At 52.5% G+C, this 24,917-nt stretch carries 28 protein-coding genes; 11 read left to right on the top strand and 17 right to left on the bottom strand.

All coding sequences use genetic code 11. The features are described from left to right. Nucleotides 1-35: 35 nt before the first annotated feature. The 5 genes from ACXAD4_RS00360 to ACXAD4_RS00340 form a co-directional block, all read right to left on the bottom strand. Nucleotides 36-626: a YhgN family NAAT transporter gene (locus tag ACXAD4_RS00360; protein WP_039468363.1), complete on the bottom strand. Its 591-nt coding sequence runs from the start codon at nucleotides 624-626 to the stop codon at nucleotides 36-38. Nucleotides 627-796: 170 nt separating this feature from the next. Further along, on the bottom strand, nucleotides 797-1,042 hold the full coding sequence (locus ACXAD4_RS00355; RefSeq protein WP_475237799.1) for a YecH family metal-binding protein: 246 nt from the start codon (nucleotides 1,040-1,042) through the stop codon (nucleotides 797-799). A gap of 98 nt (nucleotides 1,043-1,140) precedes the next feature. After that, nucleotides 1,141-1,461, bottom strand: a complete 321-nt coding sequence (locus ACXAD4_RS00350) for a putative signal transducing protein (RefSeq protein ID WP_475237796.1) — start codon at nucleotides 1,459-1,461, stop codon at nucleotides 1,141-1,143. 81 nt (nucleotides 1,462-1,542) lie between these two features. After that, nucleotides 1,543-2,169 (bottom strand): lysoplasmalogenase, encoded by a 627-nt coding sequence (locus ACXAD4_RS00345; RefSeq protein WP_475237794.1) that lies wholly within the window; start codon nucleotides 2,167-2,169, stop codon nucleotides 1,543-1,545. 952 nt (nucleotides 2,170-3,121) lie between these two features. Then, complete coding sequence (locus ACXAD4_RS00340) at nucleotides 3,122-3,487, bottom strand: DUF4145 domain-containing protein (protein ID WP_317524731.1); 366 nt, start codon at nucleotides 3,485-3,487, stop codon at nucleotides 3,122-3,124. A 229-nt stretch (nucleotides 3,488-3,716) separates the two neighbouring features. Between ACXAD4_RS00340 and ACXAD4_RS00335 the strand changes: the two genes are divergently transcribed. Then, on the top strand, nucleotides 3,717-4,049 hold the full coding sequence (locus tag ACXAD4_RS00335) for a DUF2500 domain-containing protein (RefSeq protein WP_475237791.1): 333 nt from the start codon (nucleotides 3,717-3,719) through the stop codon (nucleotides 4,047-4,049). A 35-nt stretch (nucleotides 4,050-4,084) separates the two neighbouring features. On the opposite strand, the gene ACXAD4_RS00330 is transcribed toward ACXAD4_RS00335, so the two are convergent. Together ACXAD4_RS00330 and ACXAD4_RS00325 are read right to left on the bottom strand one after the other, a co-directional pair. Further along, entirely contained in the window at nucleotides 4,085-5,089 is a 1,005-nt protein-coding gene (locus ACXAD4_RS00330; RefSeq protein ID WP_475237788.1) for an acyltransferase, read from the bottom strand. A 154-nt stretch (nucleotides 5,090-5,243) separates the two neighbouring features. Further along, on the bottom strand, nucleotides 5,244-5,966 hold the full coding sequence (locus ACXAD4_RS00325; RefSeq protein ID WP_317524728.1) for an SDR family oxidoreductase: 723 nt from the start codon (nucleotides 5,964-5,966) through the stop codon (nucleotides 5,244-5,246). A 553-nt stretch (nucleotides 5,967-6,519) separates the two neighbouring features. On the opposite strand from ACXAD4_RS00325, the gene ACXAD4_RS00320 reads away from it, so the two are divergent. Then, on the top strand, nucleotides 6,520-8,115 hold the full coding sequence (locus ACXAD4_RS00320) for an AbgT family transporter (protein ID WP_475237785.1): 1,596 nt from the start codon (nucleotides 6,520-6,522) through the stop codon (nucleotides 8,113-8,115). A gap of 131 nt (nucleotides 8,116-8,246) precedes the next feature. Continuing rightward, entirely contained in the window at nucleotides 8,247-9,086 is an 840-nt protein-coding gene (locus ACXAD4_RS00315) for a LysR family transcriptional regulator (protein WP_475237782.1), read from the top strand. Here ACXAD4_RS00315 and ACXAD4_RS00310 read toward each other — a convergent pair. Together ACXAD4_RS00310 and rhtB are read right to left on the bottom strand one after the other, a co-directional pair. Beyond that, nucleotides 9,064-10,314, bottom strand: a complete 1,251-nt coding sequence (locus tag ACXAD4_RS00310) for an EAL and HDOD domain-containing protein (RefSeq protein ID WP_475237780.1) — start codon at nucleotides 10,312-10,314, stop codon at nucleotides 9,064-9,066. The two genes, ACXAD4_RS00315 and ACXAD4_RS00310, sit on opposite strands and share 23 nt — an antisense overlap. Before the next feature lie 80 nt (nucleotides 10,315-10,394). After that, nucleotides 10,395-11,012 carry a homoserine/homoserine lactone efflux protein gene (rhtB, locus tag ACXAD4_RS00305; RefSeq protein ID WP_475237777.1) on the bottom strand — a complete coding sequence of 206 codons (618 nt, stop codon included), beginning with the start codon at nucleotides 11,010-11,012 and terminating at the stop codon, nucleotides 10,395-10,397. 147 nt (nucleotides 11,013-11,159) lie between these two features. Here rhtB and ACXAD4_RS00300 point away from each other — a divergent pair, with 147 nt between their 5' ends. Further along, nucleotides 11,160-12,161 carry an alpha/beta fold hydrolase gene (locus ACXAD4_RS00300; RefSeq protein WP_475237775.1) on the top strand — a complete coding sequence of 334 codons (1,002 nt, stop codon included), beginning with the start codon at nucleotides 11,160-11,162 and terminating at the stop codon, nucleotides 12,159-12,161. Between the two features lie 95 nt (nucleotides 12,162-12,256). Further along, entirely contained in the window at nucleotides 12,257-13,057 is an 801-nt protein-coding gene (locus tag ACXAD4_RS00295; RefSeq protein ID WP_475237772.1) for a Cof-type HAD-IIB family hydrolase, read from the top strand. A gap of 95 nt (nucleotides 13,058-13,152) precedes the next feature. On the opposite strand, the gene ACXAD4_RS00290 is transcribed toward ACXAD4_RS00295, so the two are convergent. Next, nucleotides 13,153-13,611: an EVE domain-containing protein gene (locus ACXAD4_RS00290; RefSeq protein ID WP_475237770.1), complete on the bottom strand. Its 459-nt coding sequence runs from the start codon at nucleotides 13,609-13,611 to the stop codon at nucleotides 13,153-13,155. A 68-nt stretch (nucleotides 13,612-13,679) separates the two neighbouring features. On the opposite strand from ACXAD4_RS00290, the gene ACXAD4_RS00285 reads away from it, so the two are divergent. The 4 genes from ACXAD4_RS00285 to ACXAD4_RS00270 all read left to right on the top strand — a co-directional run bounded on the left by ACXAD4_RS00285 (nucleotide 13,680) and on the right by ACXAD4_RS00270 (nucleotide 17,499). Continuing rightward, entirely contained in the window at nucleotides 13,680-14,723 is a 1,044-nt protein-coding gene (locus tag ACXAD4_RS00285) for a COG3650 family protein (protein WP_475237767.1), read from the top strand. 81 nt (nucleotides 14,724-14,804) lie between these two features. Further along, complete coding sequence (locus ACXAD4_RS00280) at nucleotides 14,805-15,386, top strand: tRNA-uridine aminocarboxypropyltransferase (RefSeq protein ID WP_475237765.1); 582 nt, start codon at nucleotides 14,805-14,807, stop codon at nucleotides 15,384-15,386. 93 nt (nucleotides 15,387-15,479) lie between these two features. Further along, nucleotides 15,480-16,910, top strand: a complete 1,431-nt coding sequence (locus ACXAD4_RS00275) for a coniferyl aldehyde dehydrogenase (RefSeq protein WP_475242671.1) — start codon at nucleotides 15,480-15,482, stop codon at nucleotides 16,908-16,910. Between the two features lie 19 nt (nucleotides 16,911-16,929). Next, nucleotides 16,930-17,499: a TetR/AcrR family transcriptional regulator gene (locus ACXAD4_RS00270; RefSeq protein WP_317524716.1), complete on the top strand. Its 570-nt coding sequence runs from the start codon at nucleotides 16,930-16,932 to the stop codon at nucleotides 17,497-17,499. 73 nt (nucleotides 17,500-17,572) lie between these two features. Here the strand turns inward: ACXAD4_RS00270 and ACXAD4_RS00265 are convergent, their stop codons facing one another. From ACXAD4_RS00265 to ftnA, 5 genes are all read right to left on the bottom strand, one after another. Then, a complete protein-coding gene (locus ACXAD4_RS00265; protein ID WP_317524714.1) occupies nucleotides 17,573-18,112 on the bottom strand; it encodes a DUF3332 domain-containing protein in 540 nt (179 codons plus the stop codon). Nucleotides 18,113-18,382: 270 nt separating this feature from the next. Next, complete coding sequence (locus ACXAD4_RS00260; protein WP_475237763.1) at nucleotides 18,383-19,570, bottom strand: BaiN/RdsA family NAD(P)/FAD-dependent oxidoreductase; 1,188 nt, start codon at nucleotides 19,568-19,570, stop codon at nucleotides 18,383-18,385. Nucleotides 19,571-19,736: 166 nt separating this feature from the next. Next, on the bottom strand, nucleotides 19,737-20,864 hold the full coding sequence (locus tag ACXAD4_RS00255; RefSeq protein WP_475237762.1) for a mechanosensitive ion channel family protein: 1,128 nt from the start codon (nucleotides 20,862-20,864) through the stop codon (nucleotides 19,737-19,739). A 107-nt stretch (nucleotides 20,865-20,971) separates the two neighbouring features. Then, nucleotides 20,972-21,310 carry a universal stress protein UspB gene (gene uspB / locus ACXAD4_RS00250; RefSeq protein ID WP_475242670.1) on the bottom strand — a complete coding sequence of 113 codons (339 nt, stop codon included), beginning with the start codon at nucleotides 21,308-21,310 and terminating at the stop codon, nucleotides 20,972-20,974. A gap of 77 nt (nucleotides 21,311-21,387) precedes the next feature. Further along, nucleotides 21,388-21,915, bottom strand: coding sequence for a non-heme ferritin (gene ftnA, locus ACXAD4_RS00245; RefSeq protein WP_475237758.1), 528 nt, complete (start codon nucleotides 21,913-21,915; stop codon nucleotides 21,388-21,390). Nucleotides 21,916-22,212: 297 nt separating this feature from the next. Between ftnA and ACXAD4_RS00240 the strand changes: the two genes are divergently transcribed. Both ACXAD4_RS00240 and ACXAD4_RS00235 read left to right on the top strand, forming a co-directional pair. Next, the gene (locus ACXAD4_RS00240; RefSeq protein ID WP_107298897.1) at nucleotides 22,213-22,635 is read left to right on the top strand and encodes a universal stress protein; all 423 of its coding nucleotides are present in this window, start codon (nucleotides 22,213-22,215) and stop codon (nucleotides 22,633-22,635) included. 172 nt (nucleotides 22,636-22,807) lie between these two features. Further along, nucleotides 22,808-23,683 (top strand): carboxylate/amino acid/amine transporter, encoded by an 876-nt coding sequence (locus tag ACXAD4_RS00235; RefSeq protein ID WP_475237756.1) that lies wholly within the window; start codon nucleotides 22,808-22,810, stop codon nucleotides 23,681-23,683. Between the two features lie 248 nt (nucleotides 23,684-23,931). Here the strand turns inward: ACXAD4_RS00235 and fre are convergent, their stop codons facing one another. Together fre and ACXAD4_RS00225 are read right to left on the bottom strand one after the other, a co-directional pair. Next, a complete protein-coding gene (fre, locus tag ACXAD4_RS00230; protein WP_475237754.1) occupies nucleotides 23,932-24,642 on the bottom strand; it encodes an NAD(P)H-flavin reductase in 711 nt (236 codons plus the stop codon). 9 nt (nucleotides 24,643-24,651) lie between these two features. After that, the gene (locus tag ACXAD4_RS00225) at nucleotides 24,652-24,915 is read right to left on the bottom strand and encodes a 2Fe-2S iron-sulfur cluster-binding protein (RefSeq protein WP_107298894.1); all 264 of its coding nucleotides are present in this window, start codon (nucleotides 24,913-24,915) and stop codon (nucleotides 24,652-24,654) included. Nucleotides 24,916-24,917: the final 2 nt, after the last annotated feature.

Raw genomic sequence — 24,917 nt, 5'->3', positions numbered from 1 at the left:
CCAAATGGCCTCGTTTTTTCAAATCGCACTGACTATTAGCCCATCATGAAGAACTTGCGGATGCCGTCCAGGAACATCTGGGTCGAAATCATGATCAGCAACAAACCCATCAAGCGCTCGACAGCCTTGAGTCCCTTCTCGCCCAGCAGACGGTTGAACACCTCGTAGAACATCAGGATCACAAACGACGCACCCCACGCCAGCAATACGGCAATCACCCAGTCTGTGGTGCGACCCGGCTCCTGGTTGGACAACAGCAGTAAAGATGCCAATACCGAAGGCCCGGCAATCATCGGGATCGCCATCGGCACGATAAACGGCTCCTCGCCGGCAGCAAGGCCTGTCACGCCACCCGGTTGCGGGAAAATCATCCTGATCGCGATAAGGAACAGAATAATACCGCCGGAAATACTGACGGTCTCGGTCGAGACATGCAGGAAGTTCAGCATTTTCTGACCGCCGAACAAGAACAGCAACAGGATCACCAAGGCAATCAGCAGTTCACGGATCATGATAAAGCGACGGCGCTTGGGTTCAATGTGCCGCAGAATTGACAACATAACCGGCAAGTTGCCGAGCGGATCCATGATCAGAAATAGCATGACCGCCGCAGAAATAATTTCCACAGAGCAGACCTCAGATAGAGAATAAATTAAAGAAGTATCAAGAAATAAGAACGATCAGCCAGAATGCCGACCGGAGGCGAGAGAGTATAACAAACCATCAGCGGGGTGGCGATATTTTTACCACCCGCATTTATCAGTTGTTGGCAGGCACCAACCGCTTCAAACCGGCACTAGTGATTGCACATGCGCTCACGATTCGCCGCCACATAGTCGCCGTCTTGTACGACCTTGCGGCGGTCCAACAAAAAGCTCATCAGAGCATCAAAAGTCAGATCTTGCTGGCTACAGGTATAGAAGCGCACATCTTCGCCGTATTCCGCCACGATAGCCTGCTTCAGGCTGGCAAAGGTATATGGCGTTTCCGCTGCCAAAAGCATGTTCAACAGGTTATGGGCGTGGACTTGGTTATCACTCATGGTAGGCATTCTCTTCACGGAACAATAGCGGCATTGTAGCGCTATGCCGGTGGGGAAAGTTTGACCAGAAACAAATTAATGCATTTTGTATGTATGTTTTAGGTTCCCGTCACCCTGTCTCTGCCGCATTGCCAGCACAGTTCAAACTGGCTGCCATTTTGCTCGCCACAGCCCGCGCACACCCAGCCTGACTGATCGGCTTGTTCATACTCGGCAAGCAGCCGCTGGGCACTCACCTGCTGGAAATCTCTCACCCACAGACCCACTTCAACCACATTGGTCGGCAGCTCCCCTGCAGCCGCCCCCAGCCCTTCTCCACTGAGATGCACAGCAATATGCTGGGCTTCCAGCATGCCCTTGAGGCTATGCGCCTCCAGGGCATTCGCCGCATCGTATATTTTGCACCAGTTTTCCGACATGACCTTCCCCCATCGAAATTACCTACCTCCAGTATGATCTAAAGACAGGGTTCAAGGCGGAAAAGTTTCAGTAATCAGTAACTAAACAGCCAGCAACGTGGCAATGATCAGCGATTGGGCGAGGAAGTAGCTGGTCATCACCATGGTCGTCGCCGATTTGAAAGGCCCACGAAAACGGTCAATGGCCAAACAGAGATCGGAAAACATAAATACCGCTGCACCGGCAAAGGCCAGCAGCGCCATCGTTGTTGAGGTCGTCAACCAAAACTCACCGGCCGCCCAGGCCATCTGGGCAATTACCGCGATATAGACAGCAACGGGTATCACCATATTGCCCAATGAAGGCAACAGCAGCAGGAACACTATCACACCTACCGCCGCCAGCATTGCAGGCAGCCACCAGACTATCTGGCTGCCGAGCTGCGACCAGAAAGCTACCGAGTAGGCAACATGCGCCAAGGCAAACGCGCTTAACCCCGCAATAAACCGGTCTTTTGGCCACATCAAGAAAACATCACCAACCACTGACAGCAACAGGCCGAGCAAGATAGCCATATGATAGAAGCCGCCATCGCCAGCCTGCCAAGCCACACTGATCAACAGCAGCATGGTAAAAGGCTTGAAAATATAGAATTGCCAACGGGGGCCGTGATAAGCCGCCGTTATATGTAAAAGAGCAGAAAGAGCAATGGCTAACCAAACCCACATAGTTTCACCGTTATTATTATGGATATGTCACTGACAGCAACTCGGCTATTCAGTGGCAAGCACAGTTTAGGATCTGGTAGGCGATTGTCTAGCGAGGAAAGTCAATAACTAGCGGAGAATCATATTAATCAGGCTCTCGATGGCCGTTCTGTGAGCCAACCTTTATCACCATAGAGAAAAACAAAATAGCAAACGTTTGGCATCGCTGTTAACCAAAACCTTTGCATCAATCCAATCTGCAGCAGCTTTAAACCGCATTATCAGACCATAAAAACTGACCAAAAATTATGAAAAGCTCTTTTAAAAACATTAAGTTAAAATCAAAAAATGAATTTTAAAAGGGATTATACCAACAGCTAACTATCAACCTCTTACGAAAAGCACCATAGCGATAGCTAATACATAAAAGCATGCCTAATATTCACTCCAGATACGATGCGAATGGAAAACAAGTAACCCACCACAGAAAAAAATGTCATTTGCCCCCTTTTTTAATCCACAAACAACGCTAAACGAAGTTTTGCCAACAAATCTAAAAATCATCAATACCGATCACATCGCAACCAATAATAATCAATTAAAAACAATAACTTAAGTCTGGGTTGGTATATGAAACAGCAGAGGGGACACTTTTCACCCAATTCAAAAAACACAATTCACTTAACCATTAGAGACCCTATAAAGCGTCCATAAACTATTTTTATGACAACAATATGACAATTTAACTTGAGAAATGCATAAAATCAGTGCTATTCTTATTTACAACATCAATCAAGCAGCTAAAAGGAGCCTTTTCATGTTCACTTCTTCACAAAAACAAGGCCTTATGATGATCGCAGTGGTTGTCGGACTCATGACGCTGCCAGTGATTTATTAAGCATAAAAAATTCAATAAAAAAAGGTGCCTATCAGGCACCTTTTTTTGTTTTTCAGCTTTTCTCACGAGCACCGATTAGGGCGTCAAATCGATACGGTGCCAGTGAATGGAGTAAAACCATATCGCCAATGCCGTGACACCAACCACCAGCAAAGCAGCAGCGGTCCAGACAAAACGGCCACTGCGTGGGGTCAGCTCTTTTTCGCAGGCATTGCAGGCCGCAATAAACCCTTTCTTATCGTCGAGTTTGTACCCTTCTTCATGAACGGTTTTATTTCGGACCGAGGCGATAAAACGTAATTTGGGAATAATTTCGTGAGGCAGGCGCTCCTCACAGCTAGTGATCAGCTGGTGCAAGCCTTTGCCCTCAGCATGGTAATGATCTCGCAGCAGGCTTTCTATCCGCCTTGAACGTGTTACCACTAACTCAATGTTTGCCATTTACTCTCTTCCTTGCTCACTCCTGCTATTAACTTACCTCGACTTTGCATGAAAGCAAAGTACCGTGTGTCTGCATCCTTATTGATACCCACCAGACATAAGTAGACTGCAAAACGGAATAGGTGGTTATAGCAACCTTGCGGGGATCACGCTTTTTGTCGCAAGCCATGTTCAGCCAGCACGGGTTGCACAATAATGAGAGCCAAGTTGCATTCAACAAGGAATTCTCATGCCAGCCTCACTTCCTATAATCATTATTGCCCTATTCGCCATTGCCCTCTATTGCTTGATCCGGGTATATCGCCAGCACACCCAAGGAGAAAATGCCCCGGAGCGGCAAATCGAAGTCCAAATCCTCGACAAACAAAGCGTTCCGGTAATGGGGGCCCGCCCGGGGGAAGACGATCAGGAATACTGGATTTACGTCCAACCAACCAAAGGGGGGCCGAAACGCGAGTTTATGGTTGGCATCCACTATTACCATGCACTCAACCCGGGAGATAAAGGCATCATGACCTATCAGGGGGTGACATTCCGTCATTTCGCCCTAAACCGACACTGATATCCCGTGTAGAAACTGGAACTAAGTAGCCACAGCTAAGGAACCAACCACGCCGTCTTAGGGCTCTTGGCCAGCAGCCAACTGGCGGCCAAGGCAAGGCCGGTGATGATCACCGTCCAGAACGGGATCATCAATATCGGTGGCAGGAAGTACCAATCATAGGCCCTTACCGGCCATAAAAAGATTGGGTGTAACAGATAAATCCCGAGACTGTAGCGACTCATGAAGGCCAGTTTATCGAGCATCCCTTCGCTGATCTTGTCCGCAACATACCGGCCAAGCGCAAAAATCATAGCGGCAATCAAGGCGGTGTTGAGCGTCTTGTAAGACATCCAGCGGCCAACCTTGTATTCCCCGGCGGCAAAACTATTACTCAGCACCATGGCATCGGTCAGCAATAACGCCACACCCCCCAATGGCAGGAGCCACTTGAGGCTCGGCCAGCGCAACTGAAAAACACAATAGCCTAATAGTAAGTACCCACTATATAACACCAACTCATGGCTCCATGGCCCGTCGATTTTAAACAAGAACAAGGTTGTCAGTGTCAACCACACCAGCGTCAGGGCCAGCGTCGCCTGCCTGTCATAGTGCTGGACAAAATAACGCAGAAAAGGCACCACAAAATAGAGCGGGATAAAGTAATAGAAGAATCCGAGGTGATAGTAGGTTTCATGTACCGGTAAGGCTTTCAGCGTCTCGAAGGCCAAACCGCTATCGAAGCCTGCCGGCGAAACACCGGATAACCAGGCATAGAACACCGACCATACCAGAAAAGGCACCAACACCTTGCCGAGCCGACGGCGGACATAGTAGCCAAGTTCGAAGGAGCGGGTGTCGGTCAGCATCAGGGCGCCGGTGATCATGATAAAGACCGGTACCGCCCAGCGGCTGAAGCTATTGAAGGTCGTCGCGGTGATCCAGCCGCTATCGGGCATGATACCGAACTGATCGCGGTAAGGACCAAGCACGTGGATCACCACCACGGCTACGGCTGCAACACAGCGCAGCACATCAAAAAAGCGAACCTTCTCCCTCACGTCAGCCCCCTCGCAATACCAACAAAAAAGGGTATCCCCGTGGGATACCCTTTTGAATATAGCAGGCTGCATTTATTAAGTAACTGAAACAGCGCAGATTTACCGATAAAATCACCTGCCGCTGACATTCAATCCCTTTAACAGCCAGCCGTTTTTATGGCTGCTGACGGGTAGCTGCTAGCACAATCTCGCGAATGCACAGGTGCTGCGGCTGCTGGTAAGCATAATTGATGGCATTGGCGATATCCTGCGGTGCAATCACCCCACCCATGCCGTCTTTCCATTCTTCGTAGCCCGCTTTGATATCATCACTGGTGGTATGGCTCAGCAGCTCGGTCTCCACTGCTCCTGGGGCAATGGTAATGAATCGGACATTGTCGTCAGCCACTTCCTCGCGGATATTTTCAGTGATTGCATGCACCGCAAACTTGGTGCCGCAGTAAGCCGCATGGTTCGGAAAGGTCTTGCGGCCAGCAATCGAGCTGATATTAATCACTGTGCCACCTTGGCGAGCCTTCATCTTGGCCAGTACTGCGTGGATACCGTTAAGCAGGCCCATCACGTTGACATCGAACATGGTTTTCCACTCCGCCGGATCCTGCTCATGAGCCAGACCAAGCAGCATAACACCGGCATTATTGACCAGGCAGTCAACCGGACCGTACTGGGCTTCCGCTTCTTCAATAGCTGCAGCAAACGCCGGGCCATCGGTCACATCCACTTGGCGGCACATTGTGTTCGGCAGGCCCAGAGCCGTCAATCGGTCGATACGGCGAGCCAGCAACAGCAGGGGGTGGCCTTGCGCAGATAGCGTTTTGGCCGTCGCTTCACCAATACCCGAGCTTGCACCTGTGATCACAACGAGAGACTTAGACATAGTTTCACCTTATATATAGAAAGAGAACATCACCCCGGGCACTTGCCCGCCAGGTCCATACCAGTGGCCACCAGCAGATGGACGCTACTATATCGGCCTAATCCCTTAGTGAAAAATATCGATTACCTCTGTTTATCATAAATTTTAGCTATGGATACGAGATATCCCAGCCATCTTCACCAACCAACTGATAAGAAATCGTTAATAAAATGCTATCAGCCCGCATTTCATGGGCGATAAATTGCCCTTTTTGTGAGTTTAAGCACGCTATTTTCGGGCTGCGATTTCTAATTAATTGATATCCGGTTATTGAACAAAGGTTAACAAACCGAAAATGGACAACTGATTTCATAAAAATCAACAATGTTAAGCGGAATAACCATCACGAAAACAGCATATAACCACGAAAAATTAACAATAACCAGACAAAAAATGAGCAACTGACACATTTTGACACAATTATATCTTGTTTGTGACGTTAACAATGACGTAACCTTCCCCGCGACAAGAGATGTACCCATTGATGGGATTAAAACGATAAATGGAGGTCGTGATGCATTCATCTGCTTCACCGCAAACACAACAACAACCGAAGAAAACGTTATTTACCCGTTTTCTAGATACCGTCGAGTGGCTGGGTAACCTGCTACCACACCCAATTACTCTTTTTGCCCTTTTCTGTGTGGCTATCCTGGTCGCCTCTGGTATTGCTGGTTACTTCGGCGTGTCTGTCGTTGACCCACGTCCTGAAGGCGCCGCAGGCCGAGCTGCTGATGGTATGATCCATGTAGTCAGTCTGTTCAATGCAGAAGGCCTACAAAAAATTGTTGCCAACCTGGTAACTAACTTCACTGGCTTTGCACCACTTGGTACCGTACTGGTTGCAATGCTAGGTGTGGCAATTGCCGAACACTCAGGCATGCTATCTTCAGCAATGCGTGGCTTGGTCATGGGCGCTTCTCGTCGTATGGTGACCTTGGTCGTTGTATTCGCAGGTATCATTTCTAACACCGCCTCTGAGCTAGGCTACGTGGTACTTGTTCCACTGGCAGCGATGCTATTCCACTCACTGGGTCGCCACCCGCTAGCCGGTCTGGCTGCGGCGTTTGCCGGTGTATCCGGTGGCTACAGTGCCAACCTACTGTTGGGTACCGTTGATCCGCTACTGTCAGGTATTACCCAGACAGCGGCGCAAATGATCGACCCGAACTACGCAGTTGGCCCTGAGGTTAACTGGTACTTCATGTTCGCTTCGACGTTTGCCATCACCATCATGGGTGCGTTCGTTACCGAGAAGATTGTTGAGCCGAAGCTGGGTAAATACAACCCAGAGGAAGCCAGCGAAGATCTGGGCGGCGACAAACTTGGCAAGATCACCGATCTTGAAAAGAAAGGCCTGAAAATGGCTGGCCTTGCAGCACTTGTTGTTGCTGGTCTGCTTGCTCTGACTATCGTCCCTGAGAACGGTATCCTACGCCACCCTGAAACGGGCTTGGTTGCAGGCTCTCCGTTCCTGAAAGGTATCGTTGCCTTCATCTTCGTATTCTTCGCTATCCCTGGCTTTGTCTACGGTAAAGTTGTGGGCACCATGAAGAACGACCGCGATGTTATCGATGCGATGTCAAAATCCATGTCTTCTATGGGTATGTACATCGTGCTGGTCTTCTTCGCAGCACAGTTCGTGGCCTTCTTCAGCTGGACAAACTTCGGTCAGGTCTTCGCGGTTGCAGGTGCAGACTTCCTGCAGTCAATCGGCCTAACTGGTCCGGCACTGTTCTTCGCCTTTATCCTGATGTGTGGTTTTATCAACCTGATGCTAGGCTCGGCGTCGGCGCAGTGGGCGGTAACGGCACCAATCTTCGTTCCAATGCTGATGCTGGTTGGCTATGCACCGGAAACTATTCAGGCGGCTTACCGTATTGGTGACTCAGTGACCAACATCATCACGCCGATGATGAGCTACTTCGGTATGATTCTAGCGGTTGCAACTCGCTATAAGAAGAACCTGGGTCTGGGTACGCTGATTTCTACCATGCTGCCATACTCGCTGGTATTCATCGTGGGTTGGAGCCTGATGTTCTACCTATGGGTATTCGTATTCGGTATCCCTGTAGGTCCTGGCGCTGCTACCTACTACAGCGTAGGCTAATCCTACTCTCTGTCACCAAAGCCGGGCTCCTGCCCGGCTTTGTGTTTTCTGCCTGCGTGATTTCCTGAGCGCTTGGCTGACATCGCTTCTTTGCTATCATAGGCACATCACTTGCCTGCCAGAGCAAATCCATGGATCTACGCCTGCTGCGCTTTTTTGTCGCGGTCTACGAAGAAAAGAACATTACCCTAGCTGCCGAACGCTGCTTTGTTTCCCAGCCATCGATTTCCAATGCCATCAAGCAGCTGGAGGATGAGCTCAATACCACCTTGTTCGAACGCCACAAGAAAGGGGTCAACCTAACGGACGAGGCCCACTACCTCTACCCGCTGGCTGTCCGCCTGCTGGGTGATGTCAACCGCCTGCCCTCGCTGTTCCAGCAACGCACCGAATGCCTGCCGCTCAAGCTGGGCAACTTCCCCGATCTGAGCCAGACAGCCCTGGCCAGCGTCTTTGCCTGCCTGCAACAGCATATTCCCAACCTGTTACTGGAATTGGTCGATCATGATGCGCCTGCCGATGCGCGCCTGACGCTTGATATGTTCAAGCAAGATGATGAGATTTTTCTGCCGCTGTGGGAGGAGGATTATGTACTGTGTATGCTGCCATCCCATCCGCTGGCCGAATTGGACAAGGTCAGGCCGGAGCAGCTCCACCAGCATGACTTTATCGAATGCCCGCCGTGCGAAGCCCACCAGCAGACCATCGGCTTGTTAGCCTGTGACGGCCTAGCCGTAAACCTGGTGGCCAAGGCCGAGCACAAAACCCAAGTGATGCATTTGGTCCAGGCAGGGTTGGGGATCTCTTTCCTGCCGACCGGGGTACTGGAAACGGCAAAAGAGCTGGTTACCGTACCGCTTGACGGACCAAGGATGTTCCGCCGTCTCGGGCTATGCTACCCGGCCAACAAAACGCTCAATCCGGCTTTAGCCGAAACGGTGAAGGCACTCAGCCAGTTTGTGCGACAGTAAGGGGACGAGGCGGGGCCTGAAGATCGTATTTTGATGCCCACTGCATGGCGAGCTGGTAACTCTGGCCGATTCGTGGCGCATCAATTGCCAAAGCGTGTCCCAGCTGGCTGACCTGACGCCACTGCGCCTGTTCATAGGCCACAGCAAGATCCAACAATTGACCCAACGCTCCCTGCTGGTGCAGCAGGGCCTGGCGGATCTCCGCCTGCAACGGCAATTGGTTCAACAGCTCGTCCAGTGGCTGATCGAGCAAGGCATCAATCAAGGACAGCAACCCGGTCATGAACGCGGGTTTGGCTTCTATCCCCTTGCTGCTGGCTGCCGCGAGAATCTCGCACATCCTGCCACGCTGCAGCGACAAAGCATACAGCTCATGGGGCTTATCAAACGAAGCCTGTGCCGTGGCCACGGCACTGACAAACACTTTGAGCTTTTCCTCTCCGAGGTAAACCAGCGCCTGCTTGAATTCACTGATCGGCACCTTGAGCCGGTCAACCGCGGTATTGACATAGCGCAGCAGCAGGTAGGACAGCGACAGATCCGAGGCGATGATCTGCTCGACCCGCTCAAAATCAACCGGCTCCTGGCAAACTTCCTGCAACAGACGTAAAGTCGACAACCGCTCCGGTTTGAGGTTGCGGTTTTTGAGCAGCTCAGGGCGGCTGAAGTAATAACCTTGGAAGAAGTGGAATCCGGCCTCGTGTGCCCGGGTGTAATCGGAATGGGTTTCGACTTTCTCGGCCAGAAACATCAGCTTCTTGTCGCGGTTGCTGGCAATAAATTCACACGCCGCTTCAATCCCTATATTAAGCAGATCGAGCTTGATGATATGGACGAATGGCAGAAAGCGCTGCCAGCGGGGATCCATATTGAAATCATCGAGCGCAATCATGTACCCCAACCGGTTTAGATGACGGATTGCCAGCAGCAGCTCATCATTCGGCTCGCAGGTTTCCAGCACTTCGATCACAACCTGCTTTTTCGGCAGCAGGGTCGGCAACAGGCGGATCAAGCTTCGATGGGGAAAGTTGATAAAGCAGCGTTTGCCCGGTTGTGCCATGCCATCGCTATCGGCCATAAAGCTATTGACCATCAAGCGGCAGGTCGCCTTGTTCTCGTCTATATCCGCGGGGAAGGCATTGCTCTCACCGTCACGGAACAGCAACTCATAGCCGGCCGTTTTCTGGTGACGATTGAAGATAGGCTGGCGTGCAACGTAGGAATACATAAAACAGAAAGACTCTCCACAGCAGAGGACAAATACCGTATTGCCTCAGTGGCTGCCACATACAGGCAGCCTTAGTAACCTCAGGCCTTGGCCGTCGCCAACAGCGCCCCGCAGCCGATAAACATCGAGCCAAACACGCGGTTTAGGGCTGCCATTATTCTGGCCGAGCGGATATAACCCGCCAGCTGGGAAGCCAGTACGACATACCCCAGCATGACCAATGTATCGACCGCTACCGTGGTGATCCCCAGTACCATCAACTGAGCCATTTGCTGCTGGGAAGGATCGATAAACTGAGGGAACAGGGCCACCAGAAAGACCACCGTCTTGGGATTGGTCAGGTTGACCAGCACGGCTTGACGGCACAATTGGCGGGCGGGTACCTGCGGGCTATCGCCGGCGATCTGGCATTGTCCCCTATCACGCCACTTTTGTACTCCAAGCCAGATAAGGTAGCCGACGCCGACCCATTTGATCACCGTAAACGCCGTCGCCGACTGGGCGATCAGAGCGCCAAGGCCAACGCCCACCAGCACGATGTAGACGCCGAGGCCGATTTGCAGCCCGGCAATCGATGCCAGCGACTTGCGCCAACCATAGGTCATTCCGTTACTGATGGAATTTACCGTTCCCGATCCCGGCGCGATGCTAAATACAATTGCTGTCGCCAGGTAAGCCAACCAGATTTCAAGCTCCACAGACCTGCTTCCTTTTCGCTATTCTACCAAAAGCATGGCGCTAGCCGCATAAAAACGCTACACGTTAACAGCTGTTCACACCTTCTGGCAACAGCTGCGATGACATTGGGTTATACTTGCCCCAGATACTGTTAACCGAGATGATGAATGACTGTCCAGCCCCCACCTTATTTTGATCTGTCCCAGGAAAACCGCTTTGACGAAACCATGGCCGGCCCCGCAGCCGCACTTTGGCAACAGCGCCAGGAAGGGATGTTCCAGGGCGTCAACAACACCAATATAGGCTGGGTCTCATTTACCGGCAATAATCCGAACAGGGCCATTATTGTAGTCAACGGCCGGGTTGAGAGCTATTGGAAATACCAGGAGCTTTTCTATGATCTGGTGCGTCAGGGCTATGATGTGTTCTCGCTCGACCACCGCGGCCAGGGGATCTCCGATCGTCTCGCTGAAGACACCGAACTCGGCCATGTCGGCCACTTCGACGACTACGTCAGCGATCTGGACACCTTCATCGAATCGGTGGTCAAACCTAAAGGCTACCAACAGCTGTTTATGCTCGGCCACTCGATGGGCGGCACCATTACCAGCCTTTACCTGGCCCGCCATCCGGACACCATTGATAGGGCCGTACTCAGTGCGCCGATGCACGGTATCAATATCAGCAAATGGATGCGGCCGATTGCCTCCCCCCTCGCCCGGGTAATGGAACAACTACAGCGTCAGCCGAGCTATGCCCCGGGGCAGGTTCCCTACTATCCCAAACCGTTCAACAACAATCCGCTGACCCAGAGCAAGGTGCGCTACCAGTGGTTCAGGGATCTTTACGAGCATAAACCGGAACTGAAGATCGGCGGCCCAAGTGCGCGCTGGGTCTGGCAGGGACTCGCCGCCGCCAAAAGCTGCCTCAGCGAAGCGGGCAATATCACGACGCCGCTGCTGCTGCTCCAGGCCAGCGAGGACACCATCATCGATAACGCGGCCCAGCAGCAGTTCCACCAAGCCATGCAGCAGGCCAACCGCAACTGCCAGTTCAAGGTCATTACGGGTGCCCGTCACGAACTGTTGTTCGAAGCCGATACCTTCCGCACCCCGGCGTTGGCCTCGACACTCGAGCACTTCCGGAAAGCGGAAATACCCAACGCATAAATTAGCCTCTTTTCTATTGGGGGAACTGGTTTAAAATTGCACTGTTTCCCCAATGCCATCGGCATTGGGCCTCTGTTCCTATCGCGAGAGGTTTCATGTACAAAATTATTGCATCGGATCTGGACGGCACCCTGCTGACGCCAGACCATAAAATTGCCCCATTTACCAAAGATACCCTCAACCAGCTCCACCACCAGGGCAAAGACTTTATCTTCGCCACCGGTCGCCACCACATTGATGTGGCAGGGCTGCGCGAGCAACTGGGGATCCCGGCTTACATGATCACCTCCAATGGCGCACGGGTGCACAACTGCAAGAACGAAGTGATCTATAAGCAGGACGTCCAACCCGAGGTTATCTCCGGCATTATTGCCATGACCAAACAGGATCCGGAGCTGAGAATCCATATCTACCGCAACGATGACTGGTTGTTGAACCAGGAAGATCCAAGCTTGCGTGAATTCCACGATACCTTCAGCTACCAACTGTTCGATGTTGAAAACCCACCGCTGGAAGGCGTTGCCAAGGTTTTCTTCACCCGCGACGACCACGACCATGACAAATTGGTTGATTGGGAAGACAAGATCAACGCCCAGTTCGGTGACAAGGCCAATGTGGCCTTCTCCACCCCATGGTGCCTTGAAGTGATGGATGCCAATGTGTCCAAGGGTCATGCCCTCGAAGCGGTGGCCAAAGAGAAAGGCTATACCCTGTCAGACTGCATAGCCTTCGGTGACGGGATGAATGATGTTGAAATGCTGACAATGGCTGGCAAGGGCCTGGTGATGGGCACCTCTCATGCCAAGGTCAAGGCCGCCCTGCCCGAAAACGAAGTGATCGGCAGCTGCAGCGATGAGGCGGTGGCGCACTACCTCAGCAACCAGTTGCTAAAATAAGATTCTGAAGTAAAAGGCTAAAGTAAGCGTTTTGCTGAGAATACCCAAAAAGGAAGCTACGGCTTCCTTTTTTAATATCTTTTGGCAATCAGAGATTAAAACTGCCCGGTCATCTGCAGGATTTCCTGCCACTGCGCCTCGGTCACCGGCATGATACTGAGCCGGTTTCCGCGCTTGACCAGCGGCATCTCTGCCAGTGCCGGGTTGGCTTTCATCCGCTTCAATGACACCAGGCGCAAATGATGGCGATATTCGATATCGACCATGATCCAGCGCGGGTTGTCCGGGTCCGATTTCGGGTCGAAATAAGGCCCTTCAGGGTCAAATTGGAAATGATCCGGATACGCTTCGCGTACCACCTCGGCAATGCCCACCACGCCGACATCCTTGCAGGAAGAGTGGTAAATCAGAACCTGATCCCCTAGCTTTATGTCATCACGCATCATATTTCGTGCCTGATAATTCCTGACACCTTCCCAGCAGGAAACTTTTTGCTGTTTGAGCGTGTCTATCGAAAAGGTGTCCGGCTCTGTCTTGAATAACCAATACGCCATTCTGATACTCTTTTATTTATCTGGTATAACTGACTTTATACCCCAGCCTATCACAACGAGGGATCCCGATGATACGCCGACAACTTCCCCTTGCTCCTATTGCAGCCTTACTGTTGCTGGCAGGGTGTGCCAGTGACCCATCTTCCGCCCCGACACAGGAGGAAGAAGCGCTTACCACGCCAGAGGTGACCACCAGCAGCGGCAAGGTACAAGCCTTCATGCTGCGCGGCCAGGTGATCCTCGGCCACGAAAGCCGCAGTATCCAACCGTGCGGCAGCAACCAGCAGTACTGGCTACATTTGCCGGCCGGTGATCTCCCTGCAGCCAATGCCGTCACACCGCCGGGGTATGAGCCGATGTACGGCGAATTTATTGGCTACCTCGAGCCCGCCCCGGAAGAAGGTTTTGCCGCCGACTACGATGCCCGCTTCAACGTCAAGCAGATCAATCTGCTGTCTGCCGAGATGCGCCAGGGGTGCCAACAACCACCGCGTAAAACCCGGGCCTTCGGCAATGAGCCCGGCTGGAGTATCGAAGTTGCAGGAGACACTGCCTCCCTCAACCGGATCAGCTACCCGACCCAGCAACAAACCATCACCAGCCGTGATATCCGCTCCGGACAGCAGATCTACAAAGGGCGTGATTTCACCCTTACCATGACCCAAGCCCAGTGCAACGACACCATGAGCGATGCCCTGTTCGGCTGGCAATCAACCCTCACTTGGCAAGGCATCGAATACACCGGCTGTGCCACCCTCGGGGCAACGGATGTCACCCAGCATTGGGTCGGCAGTTACCAGGGCCACAGCGAGCTGGGTACCACAGTGCTGACGACCACACTGAACCTGCTGCCGGATCACTCTGCGGTGACCGAATACAGTTACAGCGACGGCCAACCAGGCCTGCAAGAAAAAGGTTTCTGGCAGCAAGCTGGCGACGGCAAAGTGAAAGTCACCATGGCCCAGTACCAAGGCCGAAGGCTGATCAGCGAAAGACTATTTACCCGTGAGGATGGCCAGCTCACCACCCAGCAGGAAGTTATCAATGGCGAGACTTACGAGCTGGGCGAAAGCGGTCTGACACTGGATAAACAAAGCCCTATTCAGGACTAGGTATCAAAATGGAAAGCCTTCCATTTTTGCGCCGGGTTATGCCACACTGCGTGGCATAACCCACAGGCCTGACCCAGTACCATGACGACACCCTGCCCGCGCTGCGGCTTTAAGCACAACTGCATCTGCCATGCCGAGCCTGCTCTGAGCTGCCCGCACGCCTTTATCCTGCTTACCCACCCCAAGGAAATGGGCAAAGATACCAATACCGGCCAGCTAATGGAACGCAGCCTGCCTCATTGCCAGCGTCAGATGTGGGATCGGGTCAACCCTCCGCAAGCGCTGCTGGATATGCTGGCCGATCCGCAATACCAACCCTGGTTGCTGTTCCCCGGCGATGACACTATGCCTGCCAAGCCGTTCCGGAACGACCCGGACAAAATACCCTTGTTCATTCTGCTCGATGCCACCTGGCAGGAAGCCCGCAAGATGATCCGGCGCAGTCCCTGGCTGGCTACCTTGCCTCGGCTTGAACTAACCCCGAACGCCGATTCGTCTTACGCCCTGCGCCGCAACCAGCAACCGGGCAACCTGTGTACCTGCGAAGCCGGAATAGCCTTGCTGGTAACTGCAGGTTTCCATCAGGACGCCAGCCAACTTCAGCACTATTTCGACCGCTTTATCGATGTGTTCCACGCTGAGAAAAGCGGCCACAAGAAATAAAGCACAAAATACCAGCTCACAGACAGGTAAAGTCCTCTATACTAAAACCGACTGACTAGTCGGTTTTAAAAATAGGGAGACCAACCGATGACCGTGGCCGAAAATATCCAGATCCAGCCAGAGTACTGCACCGAGATGGATCGCATGCTTCACACCCAGCAAGTCGCGTTTTTAGAAGCGCCCATGCCTTCGCTTGACGAGCGCAAAAAGGTATTAACCGCTCTGAAGCAAGCTATCAAGCAGCATCGGGAGGCACTCTGCCAAGCCCTCGCGGATGACTATGGCCAGCGTCATCGCCAAGACTCCCTCGTAGCCGATATCGTTCCCTGTATCAACAACATTAACTACAGCCTAAAAAGGCTCAAGCGCTGGATGAAGCCTTCGCGGAGACATGCTGGACTAATGCTTTCCCCAGCCAAAGTAACGGTTCACTATCAACCTGTGGGCGTGGTAGGTATCGTGGTACCGTGGAACTTCCCGGTGATGCTCAGCCTAGGGCCGCTGATCTCCGCCCTAGCGGCAGGCAACCGGGCAATGATCAAGCTCAGTGAGTTCACCCCAGCGACCAACAAGGTGCTACGCAGCCTGATCGAAGATACATTCCAGCCCGAGCAGGTCGCCGTTTTCGAAGGCGAAGCCGATGCCGCCGCCCATTTCACCCAGTTGCCGTTTGACCACCTGCTGTTTACCGGCTCCACCGCCGTCGGCCACCACGTCATGCGGGCAGCCGCCAGCAACCTGACCCCGGTCACGTTGGAGCTGGGTGGCAAGTCGCCGGTGATCATTGCCGAAGATATACCCATCGACTTAGCCGTAGAGCGTATCTTGTTCGGCAAATGCATGAACGCCGGCCAGATCTGTGTCGCACCAGACTATATTCTGGTGCCCAAAGGCCAGACCAAGACCTTTATCGACAGCTTTATCGCGCAGTTCAACCGCCATTATCCCAATGGCGTCGACAATCCCGATTTCGCCTCGGTGATCAACCCTCGCCAGTACCAGCGCCTATGCCAGTGGCTGGATGAAGCCAAGCAGCTTGGTGCCGAAGTCTTCCCGTGCCACGAAAATGCCCGCAGCGATGACCGCCATCGTCTGATCCCCCACCTGCTCAGCAACGTCCCGGAACAAGCGACGCTGATGAATGAGGAAATTTTTGGCCCGCTGCTCCCAGTTATCGAGTATGACCAGATGGCGGATGCTATCCGCTTCATCCAGCAGCGCCCGCGCCCGTTGGCCCTGTACCTAATGAGCCAGGATCCGGCTGTCCAGCAGCAAGTCCGGGACTGCACCATTTCGGGCGGTATGGCTATCAATGAGACCCTGCTCCAGGTGGCAGCCGACGATGCGCCGTTTGGTGGCATAGGTCCATCGGGTATGGGGCACTACCATGGCAAGGAGGGCTTCCTGACGTTCTCCAAGGCAAAAACCGTCCTGACCCAGCACAAATACGCCACCACCGGGCTGATCAAGCCGCCGTATAACCGCTGGTGGCAGAAACTGATGCTCGGCTTCTTCATGCGCTGAGCCCAGTTCAAGGAAAACCATGAAAAGACAACAATTGCTCGATACCGCCCTGACCCTGTTTGTCACCAATGGGGTGCAGGCCACATCAACCGCCAGCATTGCCCGCGAGGCCGGTGTCGCGACCGGCACCCTGTTCCACCACTTTCCCAGCAAGCAGGATCTGGTCGATACCCTCTACCTCGAGGCCAAACAGGATCTGGCCCAGACTCTCGCTACCCCACCTGACAACGGCTCATTGCAAGAGCAACTACAGCTACTGTGGGGCAAGGCACTGGCCTGGGCCACCGCCCACCCCAACCAGCTCAAACTGATGCTGCAGCTCAATCACGATCCGGCCTATACCATTAGCCGCCATCAAGATCTGATGCTGACCACCATGGGGTTTATTGGCGACCGGGTCGAGCAAGCCCAGCAGCAGGGTCTGCTGGCCCCCTTGCCGATGCCATTGGTACTGAGCTTTTTCCGCCAGCACTTTCTCAGTACCGCCCAATTGTTTATCGAACAACCCGAGCTTGCTCAGCAGCCGCACTACCAACAAGGGGCTTTCCATATCCTCTGGCAGGGCCTGCAGCCAGCCAAACCTGAATGAGCAACAGGCAACGCGCATAAAAAACGGGAGCCAATTGGCTCCCGCTTTACTTTCGTGCAGTCCGAAGAGGCTACTAAGCCTGATTGCTGGCGTACTGGCTCAATTCATCAATACCCACGGCTGCAACAAACTCACCGTCTAGGTAGAAGTTCACATCGTCGCCAGCACGCTCACCGCGCAGTACCGCCTGCTCACCGCTCTGGTAAACCACGTTCATCTCCAGCGTGCGCTCGTCAATCTGACGGAAGCTCGCCGCAAAGATGTCGCTGTTCTGCACGCTTGCCAAAGGCACAGTCGTCAGAGATGAGTCAAGCTGACCATTTACTTTGAAAATCGCATCAACAGGGGTGTCTGCTACCGCCGGAGATTTACCGGTGATCGGGTTCTTGCCGGTCCAGAACTCAATGGTGTTGAAGATGAACAGATCCGCCGTCGCCGCAATACCGTACACAGGACCCAGCAGAACAAACAGGCCAGCACGGCCGTAACGGTTATCTACCGCACTCAGGTTGGCTTTTGTTACCAACTGAGAGGTGCCCATTTGACCAATACAACCAGAAAGTGACGTCGCAAGAAGGGTCATTACGATCGCTTTGGATGCGATTTTTTTCATTTAAGCTCTACTCCGCTAAGAGATGATGATAATCATAAAAAAGTGCGCGGATTATAGGCATTTTTAGGCGAGTTGCTAGCAAAAAAAGTAAAAACTTATTGCCATTTTACAGACGTGAAATCAGGGTAAGAACGGGGTAAATAAATGGTTAACCATCAATAGGCCACGTAATCATAAAAACCTAAAACAGTTGATGGGATAATCAATCCAAAAACAACACAGCGGTGCACTGCACCGCTGTATTTTAGCCGTCAAAAGTGCACTTGGGGATCAAGCATACTGACCGGCAACAAAGCCCGAGCTCCATGCCCATTGGAAGTTATAACCACCCAGCCAACCGCTGACATCCATCACCTCACCGACAAAGTACAGCCCCGGAACCTGTTTCGCTTCCATGGTTTTCGATGACAGACCATCGGTATCAACCCCACCCAGTGTCACCTCGGCGGTGCGGTAGCCTTCGGTGCCGTTAGGCGCAATGGTCCACTTATGGAAATAGTTGGCCATCGCCGTAATATCTTTCGGGTTGAACTGCTTGAGCGGCTTATCGACCAAATCGCCCCGCTCGATCAGCACTTCAATCAATCGCTTCGGCAGCAAACGGGACAGCGAGTTTTTTAGGCTCTGGTTCGGGTGCTTATCGCGCATCGCAGTTAGGGTCTCTTCCAGATCCAAGTCCGGCAACAAATCCACCGTGACTTTCTGGCCCGGCGTCCAGTAAGAGGAGATCTGCAACACCACAGGGCCCGACAGGCCGCGGTGGGTAAACAGCAGGTTCTCGCGGAACGTGGTACCGTCTTCGGCTTCCACCACCGCCGGGATCGCAATGCCCGACAGCTCTGCGAAGGCTTCCTTATCTTCTTTGTGCAAGGTGAAAGGCACCAAGCCAGCCGTGGTTGGCACCATCTTCAGGCCAAACTGCTCGGCAATCTGATAACCAAACGGGGTGGCACCGAGTTTAGGCATCGACAGGCCGCCAGTTGCGACCACCAGCGATTCACACTCGATTTGTTCGGTATTGAGCTTGAGGCTAAAACCGCTCTCGGTCTTGGCAATATCATGGACATCCACCTGGTAGCGTTGCTGTACCGTCGGCAGATCGCACTCGGCCAGCAGCATGGCTACGATCTCTTTGGCAGAATCTTCACAGAACAGCTGGCCATGATCACGCTCTTCGAAGGCAATGCCGTGCTTGGCGATCATCGAGATGAAGTCCCAGTTGGTGTATTGCGACAAGGCCGATTTGACAAAATGCGGGTTACGGCAAACATAATTATTAGCGGCAACATCGTAATTGGTAAAGTTGCAGCGGCCACCACCAGAGATCAGGATCTTGCGTCCCGGTTTCTTGCCATGGTCAACCACCAGTACAGAGCGCCCGCGTTTACCTGCCTCAGCCGCACACATCAAGCCTGCGGCCCCTGCGCCAATAATTACTACATCGAACTTATCTGCCATATATCTACCGTTAACGACCCGAGCAAAACGAACAAAAAAGGGATGCGGTAACCTTTGCTGGTCTGCATCCCTTATCAACGCGGCTATTCTACCCACCTACATCACGAATAGAAATAGGAAAAATATGCGAATATTGACCACCCGGTCCATATCCTAGCCACAAGATCTAAGCGGTCAACCTCGCTGAATCCCCTCTCCCACTAACACGCTCTAACTGGGTATTATCACCCTGGAGGCTCTCCGCCATGCGAATGGTCGTTGTCGGGAAAGCAAAATCAGCGCCGTGGCGATGGACAATCTTCACCACCTCCAGCATCACATCCTGCTGGATAGCCTTGTACTCCACCCATCCGGTGGTTTTGGTAAAGGTATAAATCAGGATGTCCAGCGAAGACGGACCATAGTTATCAAAGCTGACAATCAAGGTCTGGCGGGTATCGATATCCGGATGGGACGACAGCATAGCCTTGATGTCCTCAACCACATTATCGATCACCCCAGCATCCTGGTAGCGCAGGCCTATTTTCTGCTTGATACGACGATTGAGCATGCGGGAAGGGTTTTCCACCACGATAGAACTGAATACTGAGTTGGGGATATACAGCGGGCGCTTGTCGAAAGTACGGATCACCGTCATACGGAAGCCTATCTTCTCGACCACACCTTCGATTTCCCGATCCGGGCTGCGGATCCAGTCGCCGAGTTTAAACGGCTTGTCGAAGTAAATCATGATTGCGCCGAAGAAATTGGCCAGCAGATCTTTGGCTGCCATACCGACAATCAAGCCCCCCACACCACCGAAGGTCAGCACCCCGGACAAGCTCAGGCCAAGGTTCTGCATCATGGCCAAGCCACCGACGACCAGCACAACCAAACGCAGGATTTTCGACACGGCGTTGATACTGGTGACGTCCTTGGCGGTCAGGCATATCGCATTTTCGGCATTGGTGATAAGGCGCAACAATACCCAGGTAAACGTCCAAACCAGCATCAGATGCCTGACATTGGCGAGAAAATCACTGGAGTAGTCCGAGGTATTGTCGATAATCACCCCGAGGGAGAATGCTGCCGGCCAAAGCCAGATCAGCCAGCTGACCGGTCTTCTTATCGCACCGATTAGCGCATCATCCCACACTAGACGGGTTTTCTCCGCCGCTACCGACAGATGCCGGGTTACCAGCAGCCATGCCCCCCACAGACACGCGCTGAGCAGCAGAAGCAAGCCGACATTAGACATCCAGTCCTGGCTAACGCCTCTTTCCAACGCATTCCACCACTGATAAATATGATTCATAACAACCACCTAGAATAAACACGGTGGGTAAATTAGTTTCATATTTATACGTTGGCAATATTAATGCGTAATTTTATGCCTCTAACGCTGGTTTTATCGGCTGTTTGTTATATACCGAGGTACGCCACCACAAAGATGGAGACAAAGAACACCATCAAGTGAGTACTGGCAAGGATAAACAACCGCCGTACCTTAGAGCACTTTTCCATGAACACCGGATCATGGTGGTTATGGTACTGATGGCTGCGGATATAGTGGAATAACCGGATTTGCTTGGTGACATTGCCTTGAGATGAGAAAAAACCTCGGCCGTCGACCTGCTGGTAGAGAAGAGGATCGCATTCGCGCATGACCGCCAGTAAAGTACGCAAGGTACTGACATAGCGAGAAACATTCACCACAGCGACCAAAAAAAGTGCGAGTAAGATTGCGTCACCACTCATAATATAGCCCCCGAACAACGTGACTGATCAGCTGGCCATACTCTGGTGAGAAAGGGGCATGTCACATGCCCCTAGACGATTTAGCCAGCTTGTGTATCCATTACTGATGTCGATCCAGCTTTCGCCATTTCAGCGAGATCTTTGTCGATGAAGAACAAGGCCTTGCCGTCTTCGCCAACCAGCTCGATCTTATCAAGAATGCCTTTGAACAGTTTTTCTTCTTCGTGCTGCTCTGCCACATACCACTGCAAGAAGTTAAACGTTGAGTAGTCCTGGGTAGTAAATGCAACATGTGCCAACTTGTTGATCTTATCGGTGATCAGCTGCTCGTGTTCGTAAGTTTCACGGAACACGTCACCCAGTGATGCAAACTCGTGCTTTGGTGCTTCGATGGCGCCAAGAATTGGCAATGCACCGGTTTCACTGACGTAAGTGAAAAGTCGCTGCATGTGCTCCATCTCTTCAACGGCATGCTTGCGCAGGAACTCTGCCGCACCTTCAAAGCCCTTGTCTTCGCACCAAGCACTCATCTGCAGGTACAGGTTGGAAGAGAAGAACTCTAAGTTAATTTGCTCGTTGAGTTTATCGACCATTGCTTGAGCTAACATCGCACTACTCCTTTCTATTCTAGTGTATACCAATCTCATCGGGTGGTATGAAAACGCTGTTGTCACCATTGTCACAATGCAAAAGTGAGAATGCAACTCATCGTGCCCAGCGGCAAACAATCTACGACATGTTTTCGTCAGTCCAGCGAAATAAGTTAAAAAGTTTCAATAATTCAACTAATTCCACTGCTAAAATTATTTCGTAAAACAGCAGAACAAGTTGCGATCCCGGTAATATTTTTTCCTAAAATTAGGTGCTAGCATGAAGCAAAGCCCCTAAGTCAAGGAGTGAAAACTATGGCTTACAAACATATTCTGGTTGCTATCGACCTGTCCGATGACAGCCACGTTATCGTCGGCAAAGCCGCCGAGCTCGCCAAGGCACTGGACGCCAAATTGTCGCTCATCCACATCGACGTCAATTACGCCGAGCTGTATACCGGCCTGATTGATATCAACCTGTCCGACGCCCAAAACCGCATGGCCGACGAGGCCCAAAAACAGCTGCAGTCACTGGCCGACAAGGCCAATTACCCGGTGTCCCATACCTTGGTAGGCAGTGGTGATCTCAGCGAGGAGATCTGCCACGCTATCGATGACATGGACATCGAACTGGTGGTTTGCGGTCACCACCAAGACTTCTGGAGCAAAATCCTCAGCTCGGCCAAGCAGCTAATCAACCGCTCGCCGGTCGATATGCTGATGATCCCACTCAAGTAATTCAAGCGTAAACCTTCCTAGTTACGCCTGTCAGGCACAGTTCGATCACCGTGCCTGACGCTCTTCCAACCACAGATCCGATGTCGGTATCCACACCAATTGGCTGTATTTACCCTGCACTTTTTTCGCTACACTTGCCCCATCATTCAATTCACTACCCTGAACAAACACTATGGGATACTTATCCGCTGTTACCCTGCTCTGGGCTTTTTCCTTTAGCCTGATCGGGGTCTACCTAGCCGGCCAGGTCGATGCCTGGTTCTCGGTCCTGACCCGTGTCAGCCTGGCAGCACTGCTGTTTCTGCCATTCCTGCGCCGCCAGCACCTGCATCGCTCGCTGGCACTCAAGATAATGCTGGTTGGCGCTTTCCAGCTCGGCATCATGTACTGTTTTTACTACCAGTCATTCCTCTACTTGAGCGTACCGGAAGTCCTGCTGTTTACTATTTTCACCCCGATCTATGTCACCCTGATCTACGACATGCTGCACCGCCGCTTCTCGGCCTGGTACCTAGCAACAGCAGCCATCGCCGTTTTGGGCGCGGCAGTGATCAAATTCGAGGGGATCAATGAAGACTTTATTACTGGCTTTTTGATTGTCCAAGGCGCCAACCTGAGCTTTGCCATCGGCCAGGTTGGCTACAAGCGCATCATGGAGCAAGAGCTGCAGGAAATCCCCCAGCACACGGTTTTCGGCCTGTTCTACCTCGGAGCGGTGTGTGTCGCACTGCCGATGTTCCTGTTATTCGGTAACACCGAGCAGTTACCTGCAACCAGTACCCAGTGGGGCATCCTGATCTACCTCGGCACTATCGCTTCAGGTCTTGGCTACTTTCTCTGGAACAAGGGGGCGACATTGGTCAATGCCGGCGCGCTAGCAATTATGAACAATGCGCTGGTGCCAGCGGGTCTTATCGTCAATATCCTGATCTGGAACCGGGATGTCGATGTAGTCAGACTATCAATCGGTGGGGTGATCATTGTCGCGTCCCTGTGGTTCAACGAAACCTGGGTCAAGCGCAAGGTGGAGTTGGCAAGAGCAGCATAAGCGATACTGCAGTTTCAGATACAACTGTTTCGAATACAGCAAAGGCGAACCTTTTGGGTTCGCCTTTTGACTATTGGTTCTGTGGTTCTGTGGTTCTGTGGTTCTGTGGTTCTGTGGTTCTACAAAAAAATCGTAGAACCCAAAGGTACTGTCAAACCAGATAATTCACTAATTTATCGCTAGTGATCACTTTATACTGAAGTCTTAACCCATAGGGCCATAGGGCCGCTCTTAAACCATCGAGCCGCTTATATGAATGAAAACGCATCAGCAAACATACGCTCACGCTCGGCGCCTTTCTCGGCCGAGAACTGCTCACGGGCGGCCCCGGCCATTTCGAAACGGCCACAGATGTAGATATCGTACGCCGACAGGCTGACGAAATCGTCGCTCACCGCCTCCAGCACGTTTCCGGTTTTACCCTGCCAGTCTTCCGGTGCACTCTCGACCACAGGGACATAAGTCAGGTTGCCATGCTTATCGGCCAATGCCTTAAGCTCGTCGTTAGCATAAAGTTGACACTCATCACGGCCGCCCCAGTAAACGAAGATCGGCTGGCTGACACCGCGGCTCAGGCAGTTGTCCAAGATGCTACGCACGTACGAGAACCCGGTACCACCAGCAATCAGCAGCAGGGGCTTGTCGCTATCTTCACGCACCCAGGCTTCGCCGTGCGGCGCTTCGATTTCAATCGCAGTGCCATCTTCAAGCGCCGATTTCATGCGCTCAACCACCTCGATAGCATACGGGTTATGCTCGGCAGCACCGATATGCAGCTCCAGTTCGCCTTCGCGACATGGGCTGCTGGCGATAGAAAACGGACGCTTGTCCTTCTCGCCCATCACGGCCAACAGGTACTGGCCCGCTTTGAATTCAATGTTTTGCTCCGGGCGCAGCAGGATACGAAACGTATTACAGGCTAGCGGCTCGACGGATGTTACTTCGCACTTGATGGACATTCTCTTCCTCTAATCTAGCTGGAGTACCAAATCACTGTTTGCCATTGCCTGACACGCAAAAATCCAGCCTTCGGCCTGCTCCTTCTCGGTGAGCATAGGCTCGAGCTGGTAGCGGATCTCCCCTTGCTGCTTGCGGCACATGCACATAGCACAGGCGCCGACCTGGCAGCGGTTGGGAAAAGCAATGCCTGCGTTGAGCGCAGCCTCAAGCAATGTCTGTTCACCGTCGGTGGCAAACGTCACATCATGGGGCAGCAGGCGGACTTGGTACATAC

It is taken from the genome of Photobacterium sp. AWH4_225, from assembly GCF_056158405.1.
Note: the sequence above shows the minus strand (reverse complement) of the source record. Positions and strands in the feature narration are given on the sequence as shown.

Excerpts from the sequence above, each read along its gene's own strand:
- ACXAD4_RS00265 (WP_317524714.1), bottom strand. The coding sequence starts at position 18,112 with ATGAAAAAAATCGCATCCAAAGCGATCGTAATGACCCTTCTTGCGACG.
- ACXAD4_RS00285 (WP_475237767.1), top strand. The coding sequence starts at position 13,680 with ATGATACGCCGACAACTTCCCCTTGCTCCTATTGCAGCCTTACTGTTG.
- ACXAD4_RS00270 (WP_317524716.1), top strand. The coding sequence starts at position 16,930 with ATGAAAAGACAACAATTGCTCGATACCGCCCTGACCCTGTTTGTCACC.
- ACXAD4_RS00350 (WP_475237796.1), bottom strand. The coding sequence starts at position 1,461 with ATGTCGGAAAACTGGTGCAAAATATACGATGCGGCGAATGCCCTGGAG.
- ACXAD4_RS00310 (WP_475237780.1), bottom strand. The coding sequence starts at position 10,314 with ATGTATTCCTACGTTGCACGCCAGCCTATCTTCAATCGTCACCAGAAA.
- ACXAD4_RS00290 (WP_475237770.1), bottom strand. The coding sequence starts at position 13,611 with ATGGCGTATTGGTTATTCAAGACAGAGCCGGACACCTTTTCGATAGAC.
- ACXAD4_RS00280 (WP_475237765.1), top strand. The coding sequence starts at position 14,805 with ATGACGACACCCTGCCCGCGCTGCGGCTTTAAGCACAACTGCATCTGC.
- ACXAD4_RS00240 (WP_107298897.1), top strand. The coding sequence starts at position 22,213 with ATGGCTTACAAACATATTCTGGTTGCTATCGACCTGTCCGATGACAGC.
- ACXAD4_RS00225 (WP_107298894.1), bottom strand. The coding sequence starts at position 24,915 with ATGTACCAAGTCCGCCTGCTGCCCCATGATGTGACGTTTGCCACCGAC.
- ACXAD4_RS00320 (WP_475237785.1), top strand. The coding sequence starts at position 6,520 with ATGCATTCATCTGCTTCACCGCAAACACAACAACAACCGAAGAAAACG.
- ACXAD4_RS00255 (WP_475237762.1), bottom strand. The coding sequence starts at position 20,864 with ATGAATCATATTTATCAGTGGTGGAATGCGTTGGAAAGAGGCGTTAGC.
- ACXAD4_RS00355 (WP_475237799.1), bottom strand. The coding sequence starts at position 1,042 with ATGAGTGATAACCAAGTCCACGCCCATAACCTGTTGAACATGCTTTTG.
- ACXAD4_RS00315 (WP_475237782.1), top strand. The coding sequence starts at position 8,247 with ATGGATCTACGCCTGCTGCGCTTTTTTGTCGCGGTCTACGAAGAAAAG.
- ACXAD4_RS00235 (WP_475237756.1), top strand. The coding sequence starts at position 22,808 with ATGGGATACTTATCCGCTGTTACCCTGCTCTGGGCTTTTTCCTTTAGC.
- ACXAD4_RS00340 (WP_317524731.1), bottom strand. The coding sequence starts at position 3,487 with ATGGCAAACATTGAGTTAGTGGTAACACGTTCAAGGCGGATAGAAAGC.
- fre (WP_475237754.1), bottom strand. The coding sequence starts at position 24,642 with ATGTCCATCAAGTGCGAAGTAACATCCGTCGAGCCGCTAGCCTGTAAT.
- ftnA (WP_475237758.1), bottom strand. The coding sequence starts at position 21,915 with ATGTTAGCTCAAGCAATGGTCGATAAACTCAACGAGCAAATTAACTTA.
- ACXAD4_RS00345 (WP_475237794.1), bottom strand. The coding sequence starts at position 2,169 with ATGTGGGTTTGGTTAGCCATTGCTCTTTCTGCTCTTTTACATATAACG.
- ACXAD4_RS00325 (WP_317524728.1), bottom strand. The coding sequence starts at position 5,966 with ATGTCTAAGTCTCTCGTTGTGATCACAGGTGCAAGCTCGGGTATTGGT.
- ACXAD4_RS00295 (WP_475237772.1), top strand. The coding sequence starts at position 12,257 with ATGTACAAAATTATTGCATCGGATCTGGACGGCACCCTGCTGACGCCA.
- ACXAD4_RS00260 (WP_475237763.1), bottom strand. The coding sequence starts at position 19,570 with ATGGCAGATAAGTTCGATGTAGTAATTATTGGCGCAGGGGCCGCAGGC.
- ACXAD4_RS00300 (WP_475237775.1), top strand. The coding sequence starts at position 11,160 with ATGACTGTCCAGCCCCCACCTTATTTTGATCTGTCCCAGGAAAACCGC.
- ACXAD4_RS00335 (WP_475237791.1), top strand. The coding sequence starts at position 3,717 with ATGCCAGCCTCACTTCCTATAATCATTATTGCCCTATTCGCCATTGCC.